Here is a 17,549-nt window from a genome sequence, read left to right as displayed (position 1 = left end):
TTACATCTCCCCCAGCTTGTAGCCGATTCCCCACAGGGTGCAGATCACTTTTGGATTGGACGGGTCGTCTTCGATCTTTTCACGGAGCCGGCGCATATGGACATTGATGACATTCTCGTCGCCGTAATACTCCTCGCCCCACACGGAATTGTAAATCTGGGCTTTCGTATACACCCGCTTCGGGTACTGAACGAACAGCTTGAGAATTTGAAATTCCTTCGCTGTCAGCTTCACCGGCTCACCGGATTTGGTTACGATAAAGTTGTCCGGGTCCATGCTTAAAGGCCCCACCGTGATGATTCCCTGCCCAGCTGTATTCAGGGCTGAATCCGCATACTCCGTAGCCCGGCGAATAGCCGCCTGCACCCGTGCGGACAGTTCAATCAGGGAGAAAGGCTTTGCGATATAGTCATCAGCGCCGAATCTCAGACCAAGCGCCTTATCCACTTCTCCATCCTTGGCGGACAGCATCACAATAGGCACGCGGCTATGGGAACGAAACTTCTGCAGCAAATCAAGCCCGTTTCCTCCCGGCAACATAATATCCAGCAGGATCAAATCAAATCGGCCCGACTCAAACCGCGCTGCCGCTTCCCCGGCATCCTTGGCGGTTTCAACCCGGTAGCCTTCTTTTGTCAAATAATCCGCAACCATCTCGCTGATCGAAGCATCATCCTCAACCAGCAGCAAATCGCCAAGCATTCTGTTGGCCCCCTCCGAAGAAACACTTAATATTTCAAAAATATGCAATTGGACGGTTTACATTTTCACAGGCTCAAGTATACTGAACTGCAGCAGCTGAGGCAATGGAGTATGGAATAGCCGTAGACTTCGACCAACAAGAAAACCCCCGCCAAAAGACGAGGGCTTAATAATATAATTATTAATTATTGCAGTTCAAAATTCTAATAGGAGTGATCACAGTTATGCATATCGAATGGACCAGTCTCATTATTACGTTGTTAGTCATTGTTGCTGTACTGGGAATATTCATTTGGGGAATAGTTGCTTTACTCAAATGGTTCATTGTAAAACGGAAGTGATTTGTTATGGCTTCTGAACCGTGGCTACAGAGAGAAAAATTGCGTTTGTCGTGCCTCCGCCAACATTGTCAAAAGAATATAAAGCTGTAGGAACACCTGTTAGAGTAACCGTATCTCCATCCAGAATACTACCGGTTGAACCAAGGAAGATACCTATAACGGAGTTGCCGTTATCATCAAGGATATGGATTTTTGCTAATGTGTAGCCGCTGGAGCTGTCTTCTCCAATTTGAACGACCCTTCCGGAAATTTTGACCATCGTATCTAAATATGGTGTGATGTTCTTAAAGATATGCCGGGTGGTTACAGATTTGTCCGCACTTGCTCTGGCTGCTTTTTTGTCCTCAACCGATTTCGCAGGGAACCATTGGACATTTTTTGTAATGTAATCGTATGTAACACTGTTCATTTCCGCCTGGTTATTAGAAGCCCACGGAACCAGTTGAGACAACAAATCTGCGTTGGAATAGACAGTCTCTTCTGATGAATCATCAGCAATATCAGCTTCAGCTCCCGTATCGGCTTTACCTTCGGTCTGAGCTGCGGTTTCTGTCTGTGCTTCGTCAGCAGTCGCTTCCGTTGTGGTCTCTGTAGTAGTTGTGGTCTCTGCAGCAGTTGTAGTCTGCTTTGTGTTACCTGCTTCCTGGCTTCCGCATCCTGCGATCACAAAAGCGGAAATCAGCAAAAGAGAAGCTATCTTTGGTAATGTCTTCATGTTCCCCTCCAGTTTTCGATGAAAATTGTAAATTTTCGACCCTCTCAAATAGTCTATCAGACCCAGGTAAATTTTTCTACATAATTCACCAAATAGTCCTTAAGATTCACCTGTGTAAACGTAAAAAAGGTCGGGAACAGGCTATTTACTCCTGTTCCCGACCTTTTGGGCCTACCGGCCCCTTTGGCCTGGCGGTTTCTTCTTTTTGTTTTCAGTTGGGAGATGCACGCAGCAGCGGAGAGGACGAAGCAATTCCGGAAAAGCGGAGTGTTCGCCTTTGGCCCGAAGGGTCAACAGCGATTGTAGGAATGCTTCGTTCTCGGAGCGTCTCACAACAAACAAAGGAAGCTCCCCGGGTCAAAATCTACATCATCACTTTGCAGATATCATTCGTAAATTCGACAGGGTCCTGAATCGGCAGCCCCTCGATCAACAGGGCCTGGTTGTACAGCAGGCTGGTGTACAGGCTCAGTTTCTCCTTGTCTTGCTCATGGGCATCCTGCAAGGACTTGAATACATCGTGGTTTACGTTGATTTCCAGCACCTTGTCGGCTTTAACGTTCTGGCTGTCAGGCATCGCCTGCAGAATTTTTTCCATCTCAATGGACAGCTCGCCGTCCGCAGTCAAGCAGACCGGATGGCTTTTCAGGCGCTTGGAAGCGCGCACGCCCGTAACTTTACCGTCCAGCAGCTTTTTCATTTCCTCGAAGAGCTCTTTATGTTCGTTCTCTTCCCCTTCGGACGCCGTGTCTTCATTGTCGGATTCAATGCCCAGGTCGCCGCTGGATACCGACTTGAAGGCTTTTTCCTTGTAGGTGCCGATTACTTTGATAGCGAACTCGTCAATGTCGTCGGTAAAGTACAGGATTTCATAGCCTTTGTCGGCCACAAGCTCGGTTTGCGGCAGCTTTTCAATCCGTTCGACAGATGTGCCTGCAGCATAATAGATATACTTTTGATCCTCAGGCATTCTGGAAATATATTCATCCAGGGTAACCATTTTCTTCTCTTTGGAAGAGTAGAACATCAGCAGATCCTGAAGCAGGTCCTTGTTCATGCCATAGTCGTTATAAACCCCGAATTTAAGCTGTCTGCTGAAGGAAGTGTAGAACTTCTCGTACTTCTCCCGCTCATCCTTCAGCAGGCTCAGCAGCTGGCTTTTGATTTTGTTCTTGATATTTTTGGCGATCAAGCTCAGCTGGCGGTCATGCTGCAGCATTTCCCTGGAAATGTTAAGCGACAGATCCTCGGAGTCGACCATACCTTTGACAAAGCTGAAATAGTCTGGCAGCAGGTCCGCGCATTTGTCCATGATCAGGACGCCGTTGGAATACAGCTCCAGCCCTTTTTCGTACTCCTTGGTGTAGTAATCGAACGGCGTGTTCTCCGGAATAAACAAAATCGCGTTGTAGACGACCGCGCCGTCTGCACTGATATGGATGTGCTTGATCGGCTTGTCGAAGCCATAGCGTTTTTCCGTGTAAAAATTCTCGTAATCCTCGTCCGTCAGTTCGCTCTTGTTTTTCCGCCAAATCGGAACCATGCTGTTGACCGTCTGTTCTTCAACCGCTTCCTCGAACTCCGTCTCGCTGCCTTCAACCGGCTTGCTGACCTTCACATCCATCTTGATCGGATAGCGGATGAAGTCGGAATATTTCTTGATGATCGCCTTCAGGCGGTATTCTTCAATGAACTCGTCGTAGCTGTCTTCTTCCGTATTGGCTTTGATTTTCAAAATGATATCCGTACCGACAGTCTCTTTCTCGTCAGGCACAACGGTATAGCCGTCCGCACCTGTGGATTCCCACTTGAACGCTTCATCGCTGCCCAAGGCTCTGGTAATGACCGTAACCTGATCCGCAACCATGAATGCGGAATAGAAACCGACTCCGAACTGGCCGATGATGTTATGGCCGTCCTTCAGCTCATTTTCGTTCTTGAAGGCCAATGAGCCGCTCTTCGCAATGACACCCAGATTGTTCTCCAGCTCTTCCTTGTTCATGCCGATTCCGGTGTCGGAAATGGTCAAAGTCCGGTTCGTCTTGTCTACCGTGATTTTGATATAATAATCCTCTTTGTTGAATACCAGATTCTCATCCGTCAGCGCTTTGTAATAGATTTTGTCAATCGCATCGCTAGCGTTGGAAATCAGTTCACGCAGAAAAATCTCGCGCTGCGTATAAATGGAGTTAATCATCATTTCCAGCAGGCGCTTGGACTCGGCTTTAAATTGCTTTTTGGCCATAAATGGATCCCCTCTCCCAAATCAAAGTGTATGTCGTGAAGAACTGTTATCCGCTTCATTGCAGCCAATTAGCACTCATTAATCATGAGTGCTAATCCTTCTTTTTATATAACATATACTAATTTTGGATGTCAATCGGGGCCGGCCAAATCGCCTCTGCCGCAGTAAGAAACTTAATTCACTTTAAGTCCCATGAATGATCCCCTTATCCGTGCTGCCGCGGCCTTACTCTTCTGCAATAAGCTGGCCGTACATATCCGGCCGGCGCATCAGTACCAAATCCTTTCGCCGCACAGGATTCGTCGGATACGGGGTGTCCAGGTTTGTGGTATCGATGTCCAGGACAACGATGCCGGAACCGGCATGTACAATTGCTTCCCGGCGCGGAAAATGGAAGGTCTCCGGTCCGAAAATGCCACTTTTGCCGAACCAGCCCTTATCTGGCTGCTCCGGGTTGGCAAACGCCCAATATACATTGTTTTCCCCGGCACGCACCCGGTGCAAATGCCAATGAAGGGGATCGGCCCCGGTCGGAATCGGGTAGTTCTGCCCGATCTCGGTGCCCGAATGCCCCTGAGGTGCAGGCGCTTGCGACATCGCCGGACACACGATGACGTCGCAACCAAGCAGTGCCAGCACACGCCCCGCCTCAGGGAACAGTGCGTCGTGTCCAATGAGGAGACCGACACGCCCGACCGGCAAATCAAATACGGCCCAATCATTTCCGGCCGTCGCCCACGCCCGGTCCTTCTCGGCCACGTGAATTTGGCGGTAGACCCCAACAAGCCCTTCGGTCCCGGTTAATACAGCCGAGTTATACAGCACGCCGCCTTCAGCCTCAACGAACCCGGCCACAATATGTATCCCGTATCGGATCGACAATGCAACCAGCGTATCGGTCAACGGACCGGGAACCGATTCTGCCTTGTCCGCCACGGTGTACGGGCCGCTCACAGACAGCTCCGGGAACACCACCAGTTCGGATTTGCGGGCAGCTGCTTCAGCAACAAATGATTCAATGTTCCGCAGATTGGCGTCTACATCCTCCGACACCTCACACTGCACAACGGCGATGCGCGATGGTTTACCCGGAGGAAGGGGGGACTTCCCGTACAGGCCAAAGAAATCCAGCGGATTCCATAGATAAGAGTTCAGCAGCAGTTGCTGGTATAGGACCGGGCGGCGATCGGCAAACCGGTCGCCCTCCGGGGTTCGCTTGTTCCGGGCCCGTTCCGGATCGACGATGCCGTAGGCGATACCGTCTCCAGTATCAATCACGGTCTGGACCGTCCCGTCAGGATCGATGATGCAGCTTCCGCCGCTAAATTGGACGGTCCGCTCCCAGCCCCAACGGTTGCTTTCGATCAAGTAGCATCCGTTCTCGTACGCACGGGCCATCCAGTATGGCGCCGGAGTGCGCTCATCGAGCCAGTTGCTGATGTGGCAGATGACATCCACCCCCTGCAGTCCGGCCAGGCGGGCCGTCTCAACAAAGTGAATATCCATGCATACGAGCAGCGCGATGCGTCCTATCGGTGTATCAAACACTTGATGCGAATCCCCCGAAGCGGCCCATTTCGGCTCCGAGATATAGGGGTGCGTTTTGCGGTGTTTGCCCACGACCCCGTCCGGTCCGAGCAGCACGGCCGTATTATAGTAGACATTCGTTTGCTGATCCACTTCAGGCATGCCAATCACAATATAGCAATTGTATTGGGCCGCTATACTGCCGAAGCGGCTGGTGGTTGGCCCCGGCACAGGCTCTACGAAGGGCGCAATCTCCGCCCGGTCATACCAGCAGTACCCGGTCGTCCCCATTTCCGGCGTCACAATGAGCTGTGAGCCAGCCCGGGCGGCCTCTTCAACAAGGGCGCATAACCGGTCGATATTCCGTTCCTTTTCAAATTGACGAGGCTCGAACTGCACAACTGCAGCTTTAAATGCCTGCAGGCTCATTCCATGACACCTTCCTTGTCATCCAAACACAAGTATTTTTTCTCAATCTTGGCGACAAGCGAATAGTTTGTGTCCACCATATTGCCGACATGAAGCTTGCCGATCTGCGTCAGTGCCTGATAGGCTTCCCATTGATCCCAACCGAGCTCAACCATCCACCCGATCAGCTCGGCGTAAGCGATGCGGGCGGCATCCTCCATCGGGCGAGCACTCCCGACGACCATCAGCTCCGTCTCGCTCTCAATACGCGGCCAGTGGATCTCCTTTCCCTTAATAAGTTCAAACTTCAACGTGACCTTGGCTGAAATCTCAAGTGCAACTCCGCACAGCTCCCCATCGCCTTGACCGGCATGGCAATCACCGGTGAAAAAGTATGCGCCGGGAACCCGTACCGGCAAATACACAATGTTTCCCGGCTTCGTATCCGGTACGTCCATATTGCCGCCAAAATCGCCGGGGGTAAGTGCAGAGACCGCCTCAAGCTCAGGCGCAGTGCCGATGGTGCCAAGAAAAGGCCGCCAAGGAAACGACAGCCGTGGACTGGCGGTCAGGGTTTCGTTCTCCAAGCGGTACATGAACACTTTCTCAGGGAGCGGCTCATGCAGCATGCGGGTGACAGCGGTGGCCGTCAGCCCGCCGAAGTTCGGCTTATGCATACTGACCGCCCAATCACGCGCCGGTTCAATGTCAAGAATGTGAACGGCCAATGTATCGCCTGGTTCGGCGCCTTCAACGACAATCGGCCCTGTCTGCGGGTTCAAATAATCTCCCAGCACTTTGGACGGAACGTCCGCTTCACTCGTAATCCGGTTTTCAAACGCATCCTTCGTATGGATTACAACCGATTCTCCCGGCTGTACTTTAGCAATCGGCTCCAAGTACCGGCTAAATACATAGGTGTGAGCCCCAGGCTGATGAATTTCCCTCATGTGTAGTCCTCCCCTTCGTTTCCTTCAAAATTTCTCTAAACCGTCAGGTATCGCTTCAACTGGTCATAATCGGAGACAGCCTCGGCCGTCAGCTCCCCGACGATGCACCCTTTATCCATGGCATAGCACCGGCCCGAGAGCTGCTGAATGAGTCCGATATGCTGCTCAACAAACAGCACGGTCAACCCCGTTTCACGGTTAATCCGCTTTAAAATATCACTGATTTGAAAAATGATGCTCGGCTGAATCCCTTCTGATGGCTCATCGAGCAGAAGCAGCTCCGGACGCCCAATCAGCGCGCGGCTGATCGCCAGCATCGCCTGTTCCCCGCCGCTCAGCGTCCCCGCTTTCTGCTCGCGACGCTCCCGCAAACGCGGAAAATACTCGTAAACGACATCAAAATCCAGATTGGACGCCTGCGTGTTGATCTGCCCGCCCATTCTCAAGTTTTCTTCCACCGTCAGCCGAGGAAAGATACCGTGGCCCTGCGGAATATAACCAATCCCAATACGGGCTCTGTCGTGCGCCTTCATGGCCGAAATATTCCGCTCCCGAAAAACAATGTTTCCGGACAACGCCGGATTCAAGCCGATCAGCGTTTTGACAAACGTGCTTTTGCCAACCCCGTTGCGCCCGATAATCGAGACGATTTCTCCCTGGCAGACACGGATGTCCACATCGCGGATGATCGTCACCTTACCGTACCCGGACACAAGCTTTTCAACCGTTAGCATCTAACCGCCCCCCTGCTTTCATTTCTCTTACCCAATCGTTTTGCTATACCTTTCCTAAATAAATGCGTACGACGTCCTCGTTCGCCTCGATTTCCTCCAGTGTGCCTTCCGCAAAAGGCTTGCCGTAATGCAGAACGGACACGCTTTGCGCAATTCGTCTTACAAACTCCATGTCATGGTCGATAAAAAGGATCGTAATCCCGGTCGCGTTCAATTGCTTGACCAGTTCCGCCGTAAATTCCGTTTCCTCCGGCCCCATGCCCGCTGCCGGTTCGTCCAGCAGCAGAATGCTGGGCCTCGCGGCAAGCGCCATGGCAATTTCCAGCCACTGCTGCTGGCCATGGGACAAATTACTGACTGGCGGATTGCCGAGCTTATCGATGCCCACGAATACCAACAGACGGTCGATTTCCGTCTCGATCTCTTTTCCCTTCACAAAATTCTGGACTGCAATTCTCATATTTTCACGCAGGGTCAGCTCACCGTAAACGCCGGGCACCTGCATTTTAATCCCGATTCCCATCCGGGATCTCCGCCATGTATTCAAACGTGTGATATCCTGTCCCTTGAACAGAATTTGTCCCTGTGTCGGTGTGTAAAGGCCCATAATAAGCTTAAACACGGTGCTTTTGCCAGCTCCGTTCGGACCGATCAGACACCGCAGCTCCCCAGGCCGTACCTTCAGGTCAACGCCGTCGACTGCCTTGAGCCCGCCAAACTGCTTCACCACTTGCCTGAGCTCCAGGATCGGTTCTTCACTCGTTAACGCCACCTGTGCGGCAGCTTCAGACCGCTGATTTACCATGCAAACCCTCCTTTGATAATTCAGGCAGTTCGCCTATACGCTTGCTCTTGCGCGTAAAAAGCTGGTCGATTCCATTAAACAAAGTGATGATAATCCCTTCGGGCATAAACCGGACGACCAGCAGCAGACAAACGCCCAATATAATAAGAGCATATTGATTTCCGCTCGACGACAGGTACTGGGAAAACCAGCTGTACAGCAGGGTGAACATCATTGCGGCGGTCAGGCTTTTTCTTCCGCCAGCCGCCACGAGGATAACCGGAAGAGTTGCCGCGGCAAGCCCCATCGTCGACGGCGTGACATAATTGCCCCAGGCCGCATACAGAATGCCGCCAAGCGAGGCGATCATTCCGCTTAGCACAAACACAGCCGTCTGGATTTTCGGAACATTGTAGCCAAACATCTGACTCCGGTCCCGGTTTTCGCGTACCGCGAGCAGCGCATACCCCCATTTCGATACAATTAGGCAGCGAAGAAGCACATACGTAACCAGCAGCAGCCCGAACACCAAATAGTAAAAGCTTTTGCCGGTAAACGCGAACAGATTGTCCCCGAAGCCAAGGTGAAGAGTCGGAATTCCGTTGATTCCGTTATATCCTCCAAGTGGAACACTGCCGATTTTCCATTCCGATCCAGCCGTTTGGCCCATGAAGGTTTCCAGCATCAGCGTAACGCATAGTGTGATCAGACCGACAAACACATCGTTGACCCCGCCATAAAACATGAAATAACCCAGCGCCCAGGCGATCAGCCCACCGGCGATCACCCCGACAATCATCGCAATCAACGTATATGAAAGCTCATTCGTATTAAGAAACAGGATTGCGTACGTATAACCGCCGACCCCGAAAAAAATAGTTTGACCAAAGCTGAAGATGCCCGCTTTCCCCCAAATCAGTGCCAAAGACAGCGCCAGGAACACCATGACAAGAAAGTTTGCCAAGTTCACGACCTTGTAGGCCGACGCAAACAGCGGAAAAAAAGCAAGAAAAGCGAACAGCAGCGTGACCGATACATTTTCTGTATTCAACCGGATTTTCAACGTTTTTTACCTCCCCCGCAGCCCTTTTCTTTCAACCAGCCCCGAAAATCCGAGCGGGAATACCCGGATGAAAACGATGGCGACAAGAAGCAGGCCGAGTTTGCCGATCAGCGTTCCAAACAGCATCGATAACGAACTGTTGACGGCCGATAGCGCACCGCCTGACAGAATGGTCCCCACCAGCGGATTGGCTCCGCCGACAATGACGGTGACAAAGCTCTGCATAATGAAGCTTGCGCCGAAGGTTGGGGACACCGACATCGTAGGTGCGAACAACCCGCCTGTCAGCCCGGCAAACGCCGACCCGATCATAAAGGTAATGGTGTACATCCTTGAGGTGTTGGTCCCCAGACTCTGTGCCACCGCCCGATTTTGCATCGTAGCGCGTGACCGGAGGCCAAAGCTGGTATGCATGAACAGCCAATACATTGCAAGCAGCAGCGCCAGCGCACAGGCGAACAGCACAATGCGGTAATACGAATAAGAATTGCCGTCAACAGTAAAGGAGCCAAGCGGCGTCGACACCCCCTGCAGCGACGGTCCCATCAGAACAAGCATGCCCTGGCCGAGAATGAGGCTGATTCCCCACGTCGCCACAACCGAGTCGAGCGGACGGTTATACAGATGCCGTATGATCAGCCGGTCCACGATGAGCCCGAATACACCGACGGCCAGAGCTGATCCAGCGACAGCCACAGGCAGCGGAATGCCTGTGCGCGCCAGCAGTGTTGTAATATACGCGCCCAGCATAATAAACTCGCCATGGGCAAGGTTGACAATACCCATCATGCCGAAGATGATCGCGAGACCAAGCGCGGCCAAAATCAGAAATGCAAAGCTGTCCATGAGCTGATAGGCGATATTTATCGTCCCGGATATAACATTCATACCTTTCGTCCCTCCTTCATCACTCCAGCGGAGTGTACTGCTTGTTGTCGGCGTTTTGGGTCAGATCAACCCCTTTCTCCTTGGAAAGCCAATCTGCATTGATCGCGTCATACTTTTCAGGAAACGTAATCGCATGTGTCTCGTCCGCATGGGCCAGATACACATCCCGGATGGTGTGGTGCGTTTTCGGATCGATCGTGACCTTGCCGGCCGGACCGTCAAACGAAATGCCGCTTTCCAGCGCGGTGATGACCGCCTCCTTCTCGACCGTACCTGCTTTTTTGACCGCTTCCGCCCACAGATAGATGCCCGTATATTCAGCCTCCGCTTCCATTCCGACATACGGCTCATCCGGGAATTTCGCCCGCCATTTCTCTACGAAACTTTTCGCTTCCGGCGTATCCAGCTCTTCCATAAATGTAGCCGTCACATACATATTGGCCAGCGCGGGCGGCTGGAACCGCTTATGCTCATAGGCCTGTGCCATATTGACAGTCGTTGCCATTGGCAGCCCCTTGATGCCCGATTTGGCCCATTGCTCGTAAAAGGAGGACTGTGGGGTTCCGACAAGCAGTGTCACAAGTACGTCCGGCTTCGCCTGCTGGATTTTGCTGATCGTGCTGCTGAACTGCGAGACGCTGAGCGGAATGAACTCCTCGCCAACAATCTCTCCACCGTTCTCCTCCGCGGTTTTTCGAACCCACTGGGCGGTAATCTGGCCGAAGTTGTAGTCCGCCGCGATGGTGTAAACCCTCGGACCGTATTGGTCGATCATCGACTTGATGAGCGGAACGACCTGGTGCTCCGGTACCGCACCCGTCGCAAATGTATATTTGCTGGCTACGCCGCCTTCATATTGGTTGTTATAGAAGTACAGCATTTTGTTCTGTTCCATAATCGGCCGGATCGCTTCGCGGGAAGCACTCGTATAACCGCCCATGATAACGTCGACGTTGTCTTCGAGAATCAGCTTGCGCGCCATTTCCTGATAGCGCTGGTTGTCGGACTGCGTATCGGGGGCAATCATCTCGAGCTTCCGGCCAAGCAGCCCTCCGTTCGCATTAATTTCTTCGATCGCCAGTTCCGCCGCATGATATTTCTGAATGCCAACCAAGGCGAAATCACCGGAGCGATCCTCGAGTATCCCCACCTTGATCGGATCACTTCCCCCGGACGGCGCACCGGAATCCGAATTGCCGCAGGCCGCCAGAACGGTAAGAACTGCTGCGACAAGTGCCACTGCCGTCATTTTTTGAATTTTCAACCAAGCTAACGAGAAAGGTTTCATTGGTAAAGCTGCCTCCTTTTTTTTAACGTTTCGATGATGATGCTGCCTCTTTTGCCATATCCCCCCTCAAATCTCCAAGCTTGGGCAATTGGTCAGACCAGAAAACCGTAAAGTAAGCCAATTCATTTAACTCCCGAGCTTGATTCCATACATTCTTGGTCAGACCAAGTGAACCAAAAAAAATCCCTTTTACCACAGCAACTCATGAGAGCAGTCTCTCTCTGGTCAGACCAATAAAAACAAGAACTACCTTATGTAATAATATATAACATAATTAATGTCATTCCGTTCGTTCATTGGTCTGACCAGCAGATTAAGTCGTATTATAGCACCGGACATTTGCCTTGGATAGTCCTTTTTTGTAATTTTAATTAACACAAATCAATGGAATCGGATAATAAACAAAAAGATATAACATAAACATAACATCATTTGGCATCTCAAAAATATATTTTTTTGTGTTTGCATACAGATCATCAATGAAATAAGGAATGGGCGAAAGAACATGCCCCATAACAGGGGAAAGCGAGGGAGAAAACGAAATATGCAGCCTTTGTAAGTGAGCTCGGCCCCCGGCGGCGGAGCCGCGGGCAAATGAGCAAAAGACTAGGCCTGGAGGTTATCAGGATGTTGAAGTGATCTCATCAAAGAAATGTTGTATTCAATATGTTTTTCCATCTCTTCGGCGGCGCGGCTGCCGTCCCGGTCGATGACCGCCTGCAGCACCCTTTCGTGTTGAAGGGCAAATTCGGCGTTCACACCGGCAATGATGTGGGTTTGAAGCCTGATCGTATACAAATTTTGTGGAAGTAAATCCGACACGACAACCAGAATGTCGGACAAGGTGTTATTGTAAGCAGCTTTAGCCAAATGCAGATGGAAGTCCAAATCAGCCTGGATCATCTGTTCCAGATCGTCAGTGCTTTTCATTTGTTCCACAGCGCCGGCAATCAAGCGGATATCAGCTTCCTTTCTCCGTTTGGCTGCAAGCTTGGCAATTCCGCTTTCCAGCACCTTGCGGGACTCAAGCAGCTCAACAGTTGTCTCCGTCGGAATTGTAAAAAACGGCAAAAAATTGGCCAGCACCTTGGACATATGAGGAACCTTCAGTACGGTGCCTTCGCCCGGCCGGGACTGAATGACATCGTAAAACTCGAGAATGCGCAACGCCTCCCGTACCGAGGAACGGCTAACGTTCAGGTGGTTGGCCATTTCCCGTTCAGTCATCAGCTTGTCGCCGGCCCCCAATTTCTCCGTGAGGATATATTCTCGAATTTGCAGCAGCACCTGCTCAAATATTCGGTAGTTTTTGCTAGAATGATCAACCATCTCATTCACCGCTGTCCTTCCCATTGTCAATTCGTTTTTGCAGCAAATCACTATACTCCAACTCATCATCCTCCATGCGCAAAAAACGGTCACGGCACGCAGGAGAGCAAAACCGGTGTTCCCTCTCGGGGAAACCGGCCACGTGGACAACCGGAGTACCTATAATCCGATTGGAGCACAACTCACAGTGTTCAGTCAAGCTATTCACCTTCCACAGAGTTTGTTATAGCGCTGCCGGCCGGCCTCTTGCCCCGGTACCATGCTGGCGGAACCCAGGCCGTTGTCCGGTCGTGAGGAAAACGTGTGAAATAATATTTCCCTCCCGTTGCGGCTGTCAGGAGCAGATGCAGCACCATTCCTACCAGCATGGCAACAAACGAAGCAAAATAAACGGGATATGCGCCCGCTATACCTATAGCTCCAACGGCAACACCCGACGATAGCGCCGTCAGACCTGTCGGATTCCAGCGATACAGGAACGGCCTGCGGTATTCGATAAAGTCGGTTGGCCCAAGGCGCAACAGCTTCCGGCAGATGAAATGATCGGTTAGCGCAATGACAATCCACGTATTGGTCAGTACGCCGGTGACCGCCATCCATTTGTCTAAATACTGTACGATATTAAAAGAGTAAACAATACATCCGATCAAATAAACGATAATCATCCAAAACTGACGTCCCGGTGTAAACCGAAAAGCCAGTGAAAACGTATTCGAGAGCGCCAGTGATCCCGAGTACAAATTCATCACGTTGATGCGAAACTGGGTGATGAGCACAAACAGCACGCCCCAAATACCCATTATCGTGGGAAATACATACCCCGGATCGACAGCCAGCGCATAGCCACCACCTTCATGCAGAAACGGCAGCAGTGTATAGGCGAACAACGGGCCGCATAAAATCGTGAACGCCATTGGCAGCAGCATACCCAGCATAATGAGGAACCCGCCCCGGTAACCTGCCTCTTCCTTTGCAAACCTCCCATAGTCCGTCGCCATAAGGCCCTGGAATACCATCTGCCCGTTAGCCAGCATAAAAGCAAGCCACAGCGAATCGGCCTGCGCCTCCCCTGCTCCCCACTGCCGGGGGAATGCGATTTCATAATTTTGGAATAGACGAAACAGGCAGTATCCGAGCAGTAAGGCATACAGCAGAACGCCCCAGGTTTGAAAAATTTGCAAGCCTTTCATACCGTACCACACAAACAGCAGCTTAACCAGCCCAAGCAGGGCAAAAATAACAGTACCTTGGAGCGTGTTAAAATGTACGTTGAAATAGATCGAGATCGCATGTGTAACGATAGTGCCTTCAAACAAAAAATAAAATACATAATTCAGCCCGTAAATGAACGATGTAACAGCCGACCCCATATAACCGAAGCCCATGCCCCGCGTCATCAGATCGATCGTTAATCCTTCTTTGCTGGCCAGCCTGATTAGCACCGTGCCGACAATCGCCGCCCCGGCAAGCATGTACATAAGCGGCCATAGCATCTGCGGCCACCCGACATAAAAGCCCATCTGCGCCCCGAAGGTATAAAAAAACATCGCCGTCGAGTTACCGTGCAATACAGCAATGATTGCAGGGACCGGCCAGCGATAATAGGAAGGAATCTTCCGGATTGCGTAATCTTCAATATGCTCCGATCGGGTCGTGCGAGTCGGACCTTGATACCATTTCATATGTCCAGCTCCATCTTGCTCTATGATGCTTACATTTCACGCTATATGCTGTATTGTAGCATAAATTCAGCAATATGGGTCTTTTAGGCCGGACTGCCCCCGTGAAAATCATATTTTGAATATCCGCTGCTTGATGGGCTGGCAGGATGAAGGCCGCTTTTGGGCCAGCTCCTTTGTTTATCTGTACGAGCCCTCTGCATGCTTAACCCACCTTCAGTCCAATGACGCCTAATACAATAATGGCGATACAAACCCACTGCCGCAGCGAAATCGTCTCGTGAAACAAATAATATCCAGCGAGCGAGATCAATAACGTGCCCAGACCGGACCATATCGCATAAGCCAGGCTCAGATTCATTGTACGCACCGCCAGATTCAACGAAGCGAAGCTGAGGCCGTAAAAGAAAAACATCAGCACAGACGGCAGCAGCCTTGTAAAACCGGCTGAATATTTCATAATTATGGTTCCTGTCAGTTCCAAGGCGATCGCCATGGATAAATAGATCCAGCCCACATGTTTTCATTCCTTTTTGCCTGACAAAATATTGTTCGTGATTAACCATGCTGCAAATTCAGGCATCTTGGAGTTTGGAGTGCTCATATCGCTCAATCCGCAGCTCATCGTACGAACAGATCATCACGTCGGCTTCCTCATGCACCTCTTTGCCAATGCCAATGGTCAGGCCGACATCCGCCAGTCTCCCTGTCTGCATATCCCCTGCCGTGTCGCCAATCAGCACCGTTCTTGCCGGCTGAACGCCCAGCAGCTCACAGGCTTTGTATACAATTTCGGGCGAAGGCTTGCCGTTAACTACCTGATCCCGGCCCATAATTGCTTTGAAGCAATCCGCCACTCCAAGCCATTGCAAATGCTTCGCCGCTTCCGCTGTCTGATCCGCCGTCACAACGGCCAGCGGCAGGCCCGCTGCCGAGCAGCGGGAGAGAAAGGAGCTCAGACCGGGAAGCGGCACCACCGGCCGTTCCCGCTTCAGCTCCTCGTCAGCCGCGGACCGGATTTCCCTTACTCGCTGCATCGCCTGATTCCAGGGCATTCCCCGGTTGTACAACTGCCAGGCCAATGCGCCTTCAATTTCCGGTATGGAGGCAATCGACAAGGGACCACCCAAGTCATAGCCGACAACCCGCTTTTGGCCATCCAACTCTACACCGAGCAGTGACTCTGGCGCAAACTCCGTATCTTTTCCCAATGCCTGAATAGAATCCGTCATAAGAGAGGTCATGACCCCGGCCCACGTTCCCCACAAGGGCAAAAATTGCAGCAAGGTGCCGTCTTTATCAAAAAGGATCGCATCGATCTCAATCTCGCGGGCCTTCACCCGCAGTACAGCTGTCACTTCCCCAACTCCTCATTTACTGATCAGCGCGCCGCCGCGGCAGGCTCCAGCTTCCTCTTCAGATCGCCCCATGTGGCAAGCGACGGCACAGGCTCCCCTTTGTACACCGGATTGGTAAACGCCAGTAGCCTTCCATCGGCATCCCGCACCTCAGCGCGTACCCAGTGCAGACCCTCATCCGGCCAGTTGACTTCATAACTCAGCTGATGGAATGCATCCGAGCTTTCGAAACTGCCATCCACCTTGGACTCGGACACGGCTACCCCGTCCACAATCCACCGGATGGAAGCCCCGGAAGGAACGCCGCGCAGGCCCAAATGACACACGACAGCTTCCAACGCCTCCACTTCATGCGGAATGCGTTCCCCCGGTCGGAACAGGCGCTCTCCTGCCGCAACATAGGGATCAAGCTCCGGCCCGCGTGTCACATAGACATGTCCCTGCCTGATGGCATCCATAATGCCCTGCACCGACAGCTCCCCGCTCCAGACGCAGGTCTTCGGATCACCCACGACCGAGGGAGGACCGCCCGGTTCATAGCTTTCATGCGGCAGGTTATGCGTATCGCTGCCGCCGATGCCCCAGAGGATCACGCCGTGGGCCCACAGGACATCCCACAGCTGCAGCGCCTTTTCCGTTGCGGCCGTATTATCCGGATAAGTCGGATCATTCCAGATTTCAATCGTATCAAAGGCATCCAGACGAACATCATGCTGCCATTCCCATGGAACCAGCTCCGGATGATTCATGCTGCATACCGCTCCCTGCTCCCTAGCCTCCTTAAGGATGGCCGCCATGCCTTCCACCGTTTCAAACACCGGCTGGCTTTCGCTGCCGAACCATTCAATCCATTCGCGGATGCCAAGGATGTTGAAATGTCCTTTGGAAGACGTCACCTCTACACCCGGTATCACAAGCAGCTCCGTCTCCGGCCAGCCTGTCGTCAGAAAGTTATGCTCCGTAATCACCATGAAGTCCAGTCCCTGTCCCGCTGCTTGGGCAGTCAGTTCCGAGGGAGTTTGCTTGCCGTCCGTCAGGCGGGTATGCATGTGAAAATCTCCGCTGTACCAGCGCGGTCCAACAGCAGCAACTCGGTCCCATGGATAATTTTGATAAGACATCGCCGTACCGGTGGCTGCGGACCCTGCCCACAGATGCTCGCCCACCGGCGGCAGCGTCCCTTCGCTGTCGGGAGACCCCGTCCCTGTCCGAATCGTCAAGGTGTACGATGCGGTCACTTCGGGCTTCATTCCGCAGACCTGAACCGTCCACTCTCCCTGCGGAAGCGGCCCCGGAACGGACCCGCAGGTGGAGCGTCCGGGATCGGCGCACAGCACCAGCGTCTGCTCCACACCTTTGGTCAGGTACTGCATCCGTACCCGGCCCTCCGCATCCCTGACCACCAGCTGCAACCAGACATTCTCCGGATGCTCGGCGTGCAGGATCAGCCATTCAACGGAGGTATCCAGCTTAAAGGAATGTACATCAAGCGAATGTCCGGGCTGAAATCCGTTCGAAGTAATCGTTATCATGCGCCC

The 17,549-nt window shown here is 52.1% G+C and carries 17 protein-coding genes; all 17 read right to left on the bottom strand.

Annotated elements, in window-relative coordinates:
* Positions 1 to 702, bottom strand: a complete 702-nt coding sequence (locus ACI1P2_RS15040) for a response regulator transcription factor (RefSeq protein ID WP_355320665.1) — start codon at positions 700 to 702, stop codon at positions 1 to 3.
* A 345-nt stretch (positions 703 to 1,047) separates the two neighbouring features.
* Positions 1,048 to 1,758 (bottom strand): hypothetical protein, encoded by a 711-nt coding sequence (locus tag ACI1P2_RS15035; protein WP_355320664.1) that lies wholly within the window; start codon positions 1,756 to 1,758, stop codon positions 1,048 to 1,050.
* Between the two features lie 364 nt (positions 1,759 to 2,122).
* The gene (gene htpG, locus ACI1P2_RS15030) at positions 2,123 to 4,003 is read right to left on the bottom strand and encodes a molecular chaperone HtpG (RefSeq protein WP_355320663.1); all 1,881 of its coding nucleotides are present in this window, start codon (positions 4,001 to 4,003) and stop codon (positions 2,123 to 2,125) included.
* Between the two features lie 225 nt (positions 4,004 to 4,228).
* Positions 4,229 to 5,959 (bottom strand): nitrilase-related carbon-nitrogen hydrolase, encoded by a 1,731-nt coding sequence (locus tag ACI1P2_RS15025; RefSeq protein ID WP_355320662.1) that lies wholly within the window; start codon positions 5,957 to 5,959, stop codon positions 4,229 to 4,231.
* Positions 5,956 to 6,888: an acetamidase/formamidase family protein gene (locus ACI1P2_RS15020; protein WP_355320661.1), complete on the bottom strand. Its 933-nt coding sequence runs from the start codon at positions 6,886 to 6,888 to the stop codon at positions 5,956 to 5,958. Before ACI1P2_RS15020 ends, ACI1P2_RS15025 begins: the two co-directional genes overlap by 4 nt.
* A 35-nt stretch (positions 6,889 to 6,923) precedes the next feature.
* Complete coding sequence (locus ACI1P2_RS15015; protein ID WP_355320660.1) at positions 6,924 to 7,622, bottom strand: ABC transporter ATP-binding protein; 699 nt, start codon at positions 7,620 to 7,622, stop codon at positions 6,924 to 6,926.
* A gap of 43 nt (positions 7,623 to 7,665) precedes the next feature.
* Positions 7,666 to 8,427, bottom strand: coding sequence for an ABC transporter ATP-binding protein (locus tag ACI1P2_RS15010; protein WP_355320659.1), 762 nt, complete (start codon positions 8,425 to 8,427; stop codon positions 7,666 to 7,668).
* Positions 8,408 to 9,469: an ABC transporter permease subunit gene (locus ACI1P2_RS15005; protein ID WP_355320658.1), complete on the bottom strand. Its 1,062-nt coding sequence runs from the start codon at positions 9,467 to 9,469 to the stop codon at positions 8,408 to 8,410. The genes ACI1P2_RS15010 and ACI1P2_RS15005 overlap by 20 nt, the downstream gene beginning before the upstream one ends.
* A gap of 6 nt (positions 9,470 to 9,475) precedes the next feature.
* Complete coding sequence (locus tag ACI1P2_RS15000) at positions 9,476 to 10,357, bottom strand: ABC transporter permease subunit (RefSeq protein ID WP_355320657.1); 882 nt, start codon at positions 10,355 to 10,357, stop codon at positions 9,476 to 9,478.
* A 19-nt stretch (positions 10,358 to 10,376) separates the two neighbouring features.
* Positions 10,377 to 11,621 carry an urea ABC transporter substrate-binding protein gene (locus ACI1P2_RS14995; RefSeq protein WP_355320656.1) on the bottom strand — a complete coding sequence of 415 codons (1,245 nt, stop codon included), beginning with the start codon at positions 11,619 to 11,621 and terminating at the stop codon, positions 10,377 to 10,379.
* 46 nt (positions 11,622 to 11,667) lie between these two features.
* Positions 11,668 to 11,841 carry a hypothetical protein gene (locus ACI1P2_RS14990; RefSeq protein WP_408976230.1) on the bottom strand — a complete coding sequence of 58 codons (174 nt, stop codon included), beginning with the start codon at positions 11,839 to 11,841 and terminating at the stop codon, positions 11,668 to 11,670.
* A 410-nt stretch (positions 11,842 to 12,251) separates the two neighbouring features.
* On the bottom strand, positions 12,252 to 12,974 hold the full coding sequence (locus ACI1P2_RS14985; protein WP_355320723.1) for a FadR/GntR family transcriptional regulator: 723 nt from the start codon (positions 12,972 to 12,974) through the stop codon (positions 12,252 to 12,254).
* 1 nt (position 12,975) lies between these two features.
* Positions 12,976 to 13,182 (bottom strand): hypothetical protein, encoded by a 207-nt coding sequence (locus tag ACI1P2_RS14980; protein WP_408976229.1) that lies wholly within the window; start codon positions 13,180 to 13,182, stop codon positions 12,976 to 12,978.
* A complete protein-coding gene (locus ACI1P2_RS14975; protein ID WP_355320655.1) occupies positions 13,175 to 14,656 on the bottom strand; it encodes a purine-cytosine permease family protein in 1,482 nt (493 codons plus the stop codon). The genes ACI1P2_RS14980 and ACI1P2_RS14975 overlap by 8 nt, the downstream gene beginning before the upstream one ends.
* 202 nt (positions 14,657 to 14,858) lie before the next feature.
* A complete protein-coding gene (locus ACI1P2_RS14970) occupies positions 14,859 to 15,170 on the bottom strand; it encodes a DMT family transporter (protein WP_355320654.1) in 312 nt (103 codons plus the stop codon).
* A 58-nt stretch (positions 15,171 to 15,228) separates the two neighbouring features.
* Positions 15,229 to 16,011, bottom strand: coding sequence for an HAD family hydrolase (locus ACI1P2_RS14965; RefSeq protein WP_355320653.1), 783 nt, complete (start codon positions 16,009 to 16,011; stop codon positions 15,229 to 15,231).
* A gap of 23 nt (positions 16,012 to 16,034) precedes the next feature.
* Complete coding sequence (locus ACI1P2_RS14960) at positions 16,035 to 17,543, bottom strand: CehA/McbA family metallohydrolase (protein WP_355320652.1); 1,509 nt, start codon at positions 17,541 to 17,543, stop codon at positions 16,035 to 16,037.
* Positions 17,544 to 17,549: the final 6 nt, after the last annotated feature.

The sequence above is a fragment of the Paenibacillus jiangxiensis genome, from assembly GCF_046098255.1.
In the GTDB taxonomy this organism is placed as follows: Bacteria; Bacillota; Bacilli; order Paenibacillales; family Paenibacillaceae; genus Paenibacillus; species Paenibacillus jiagnxiensis.
This window is presented reverse-complemented; position numbering and strand designations above follow the sequence as displayed.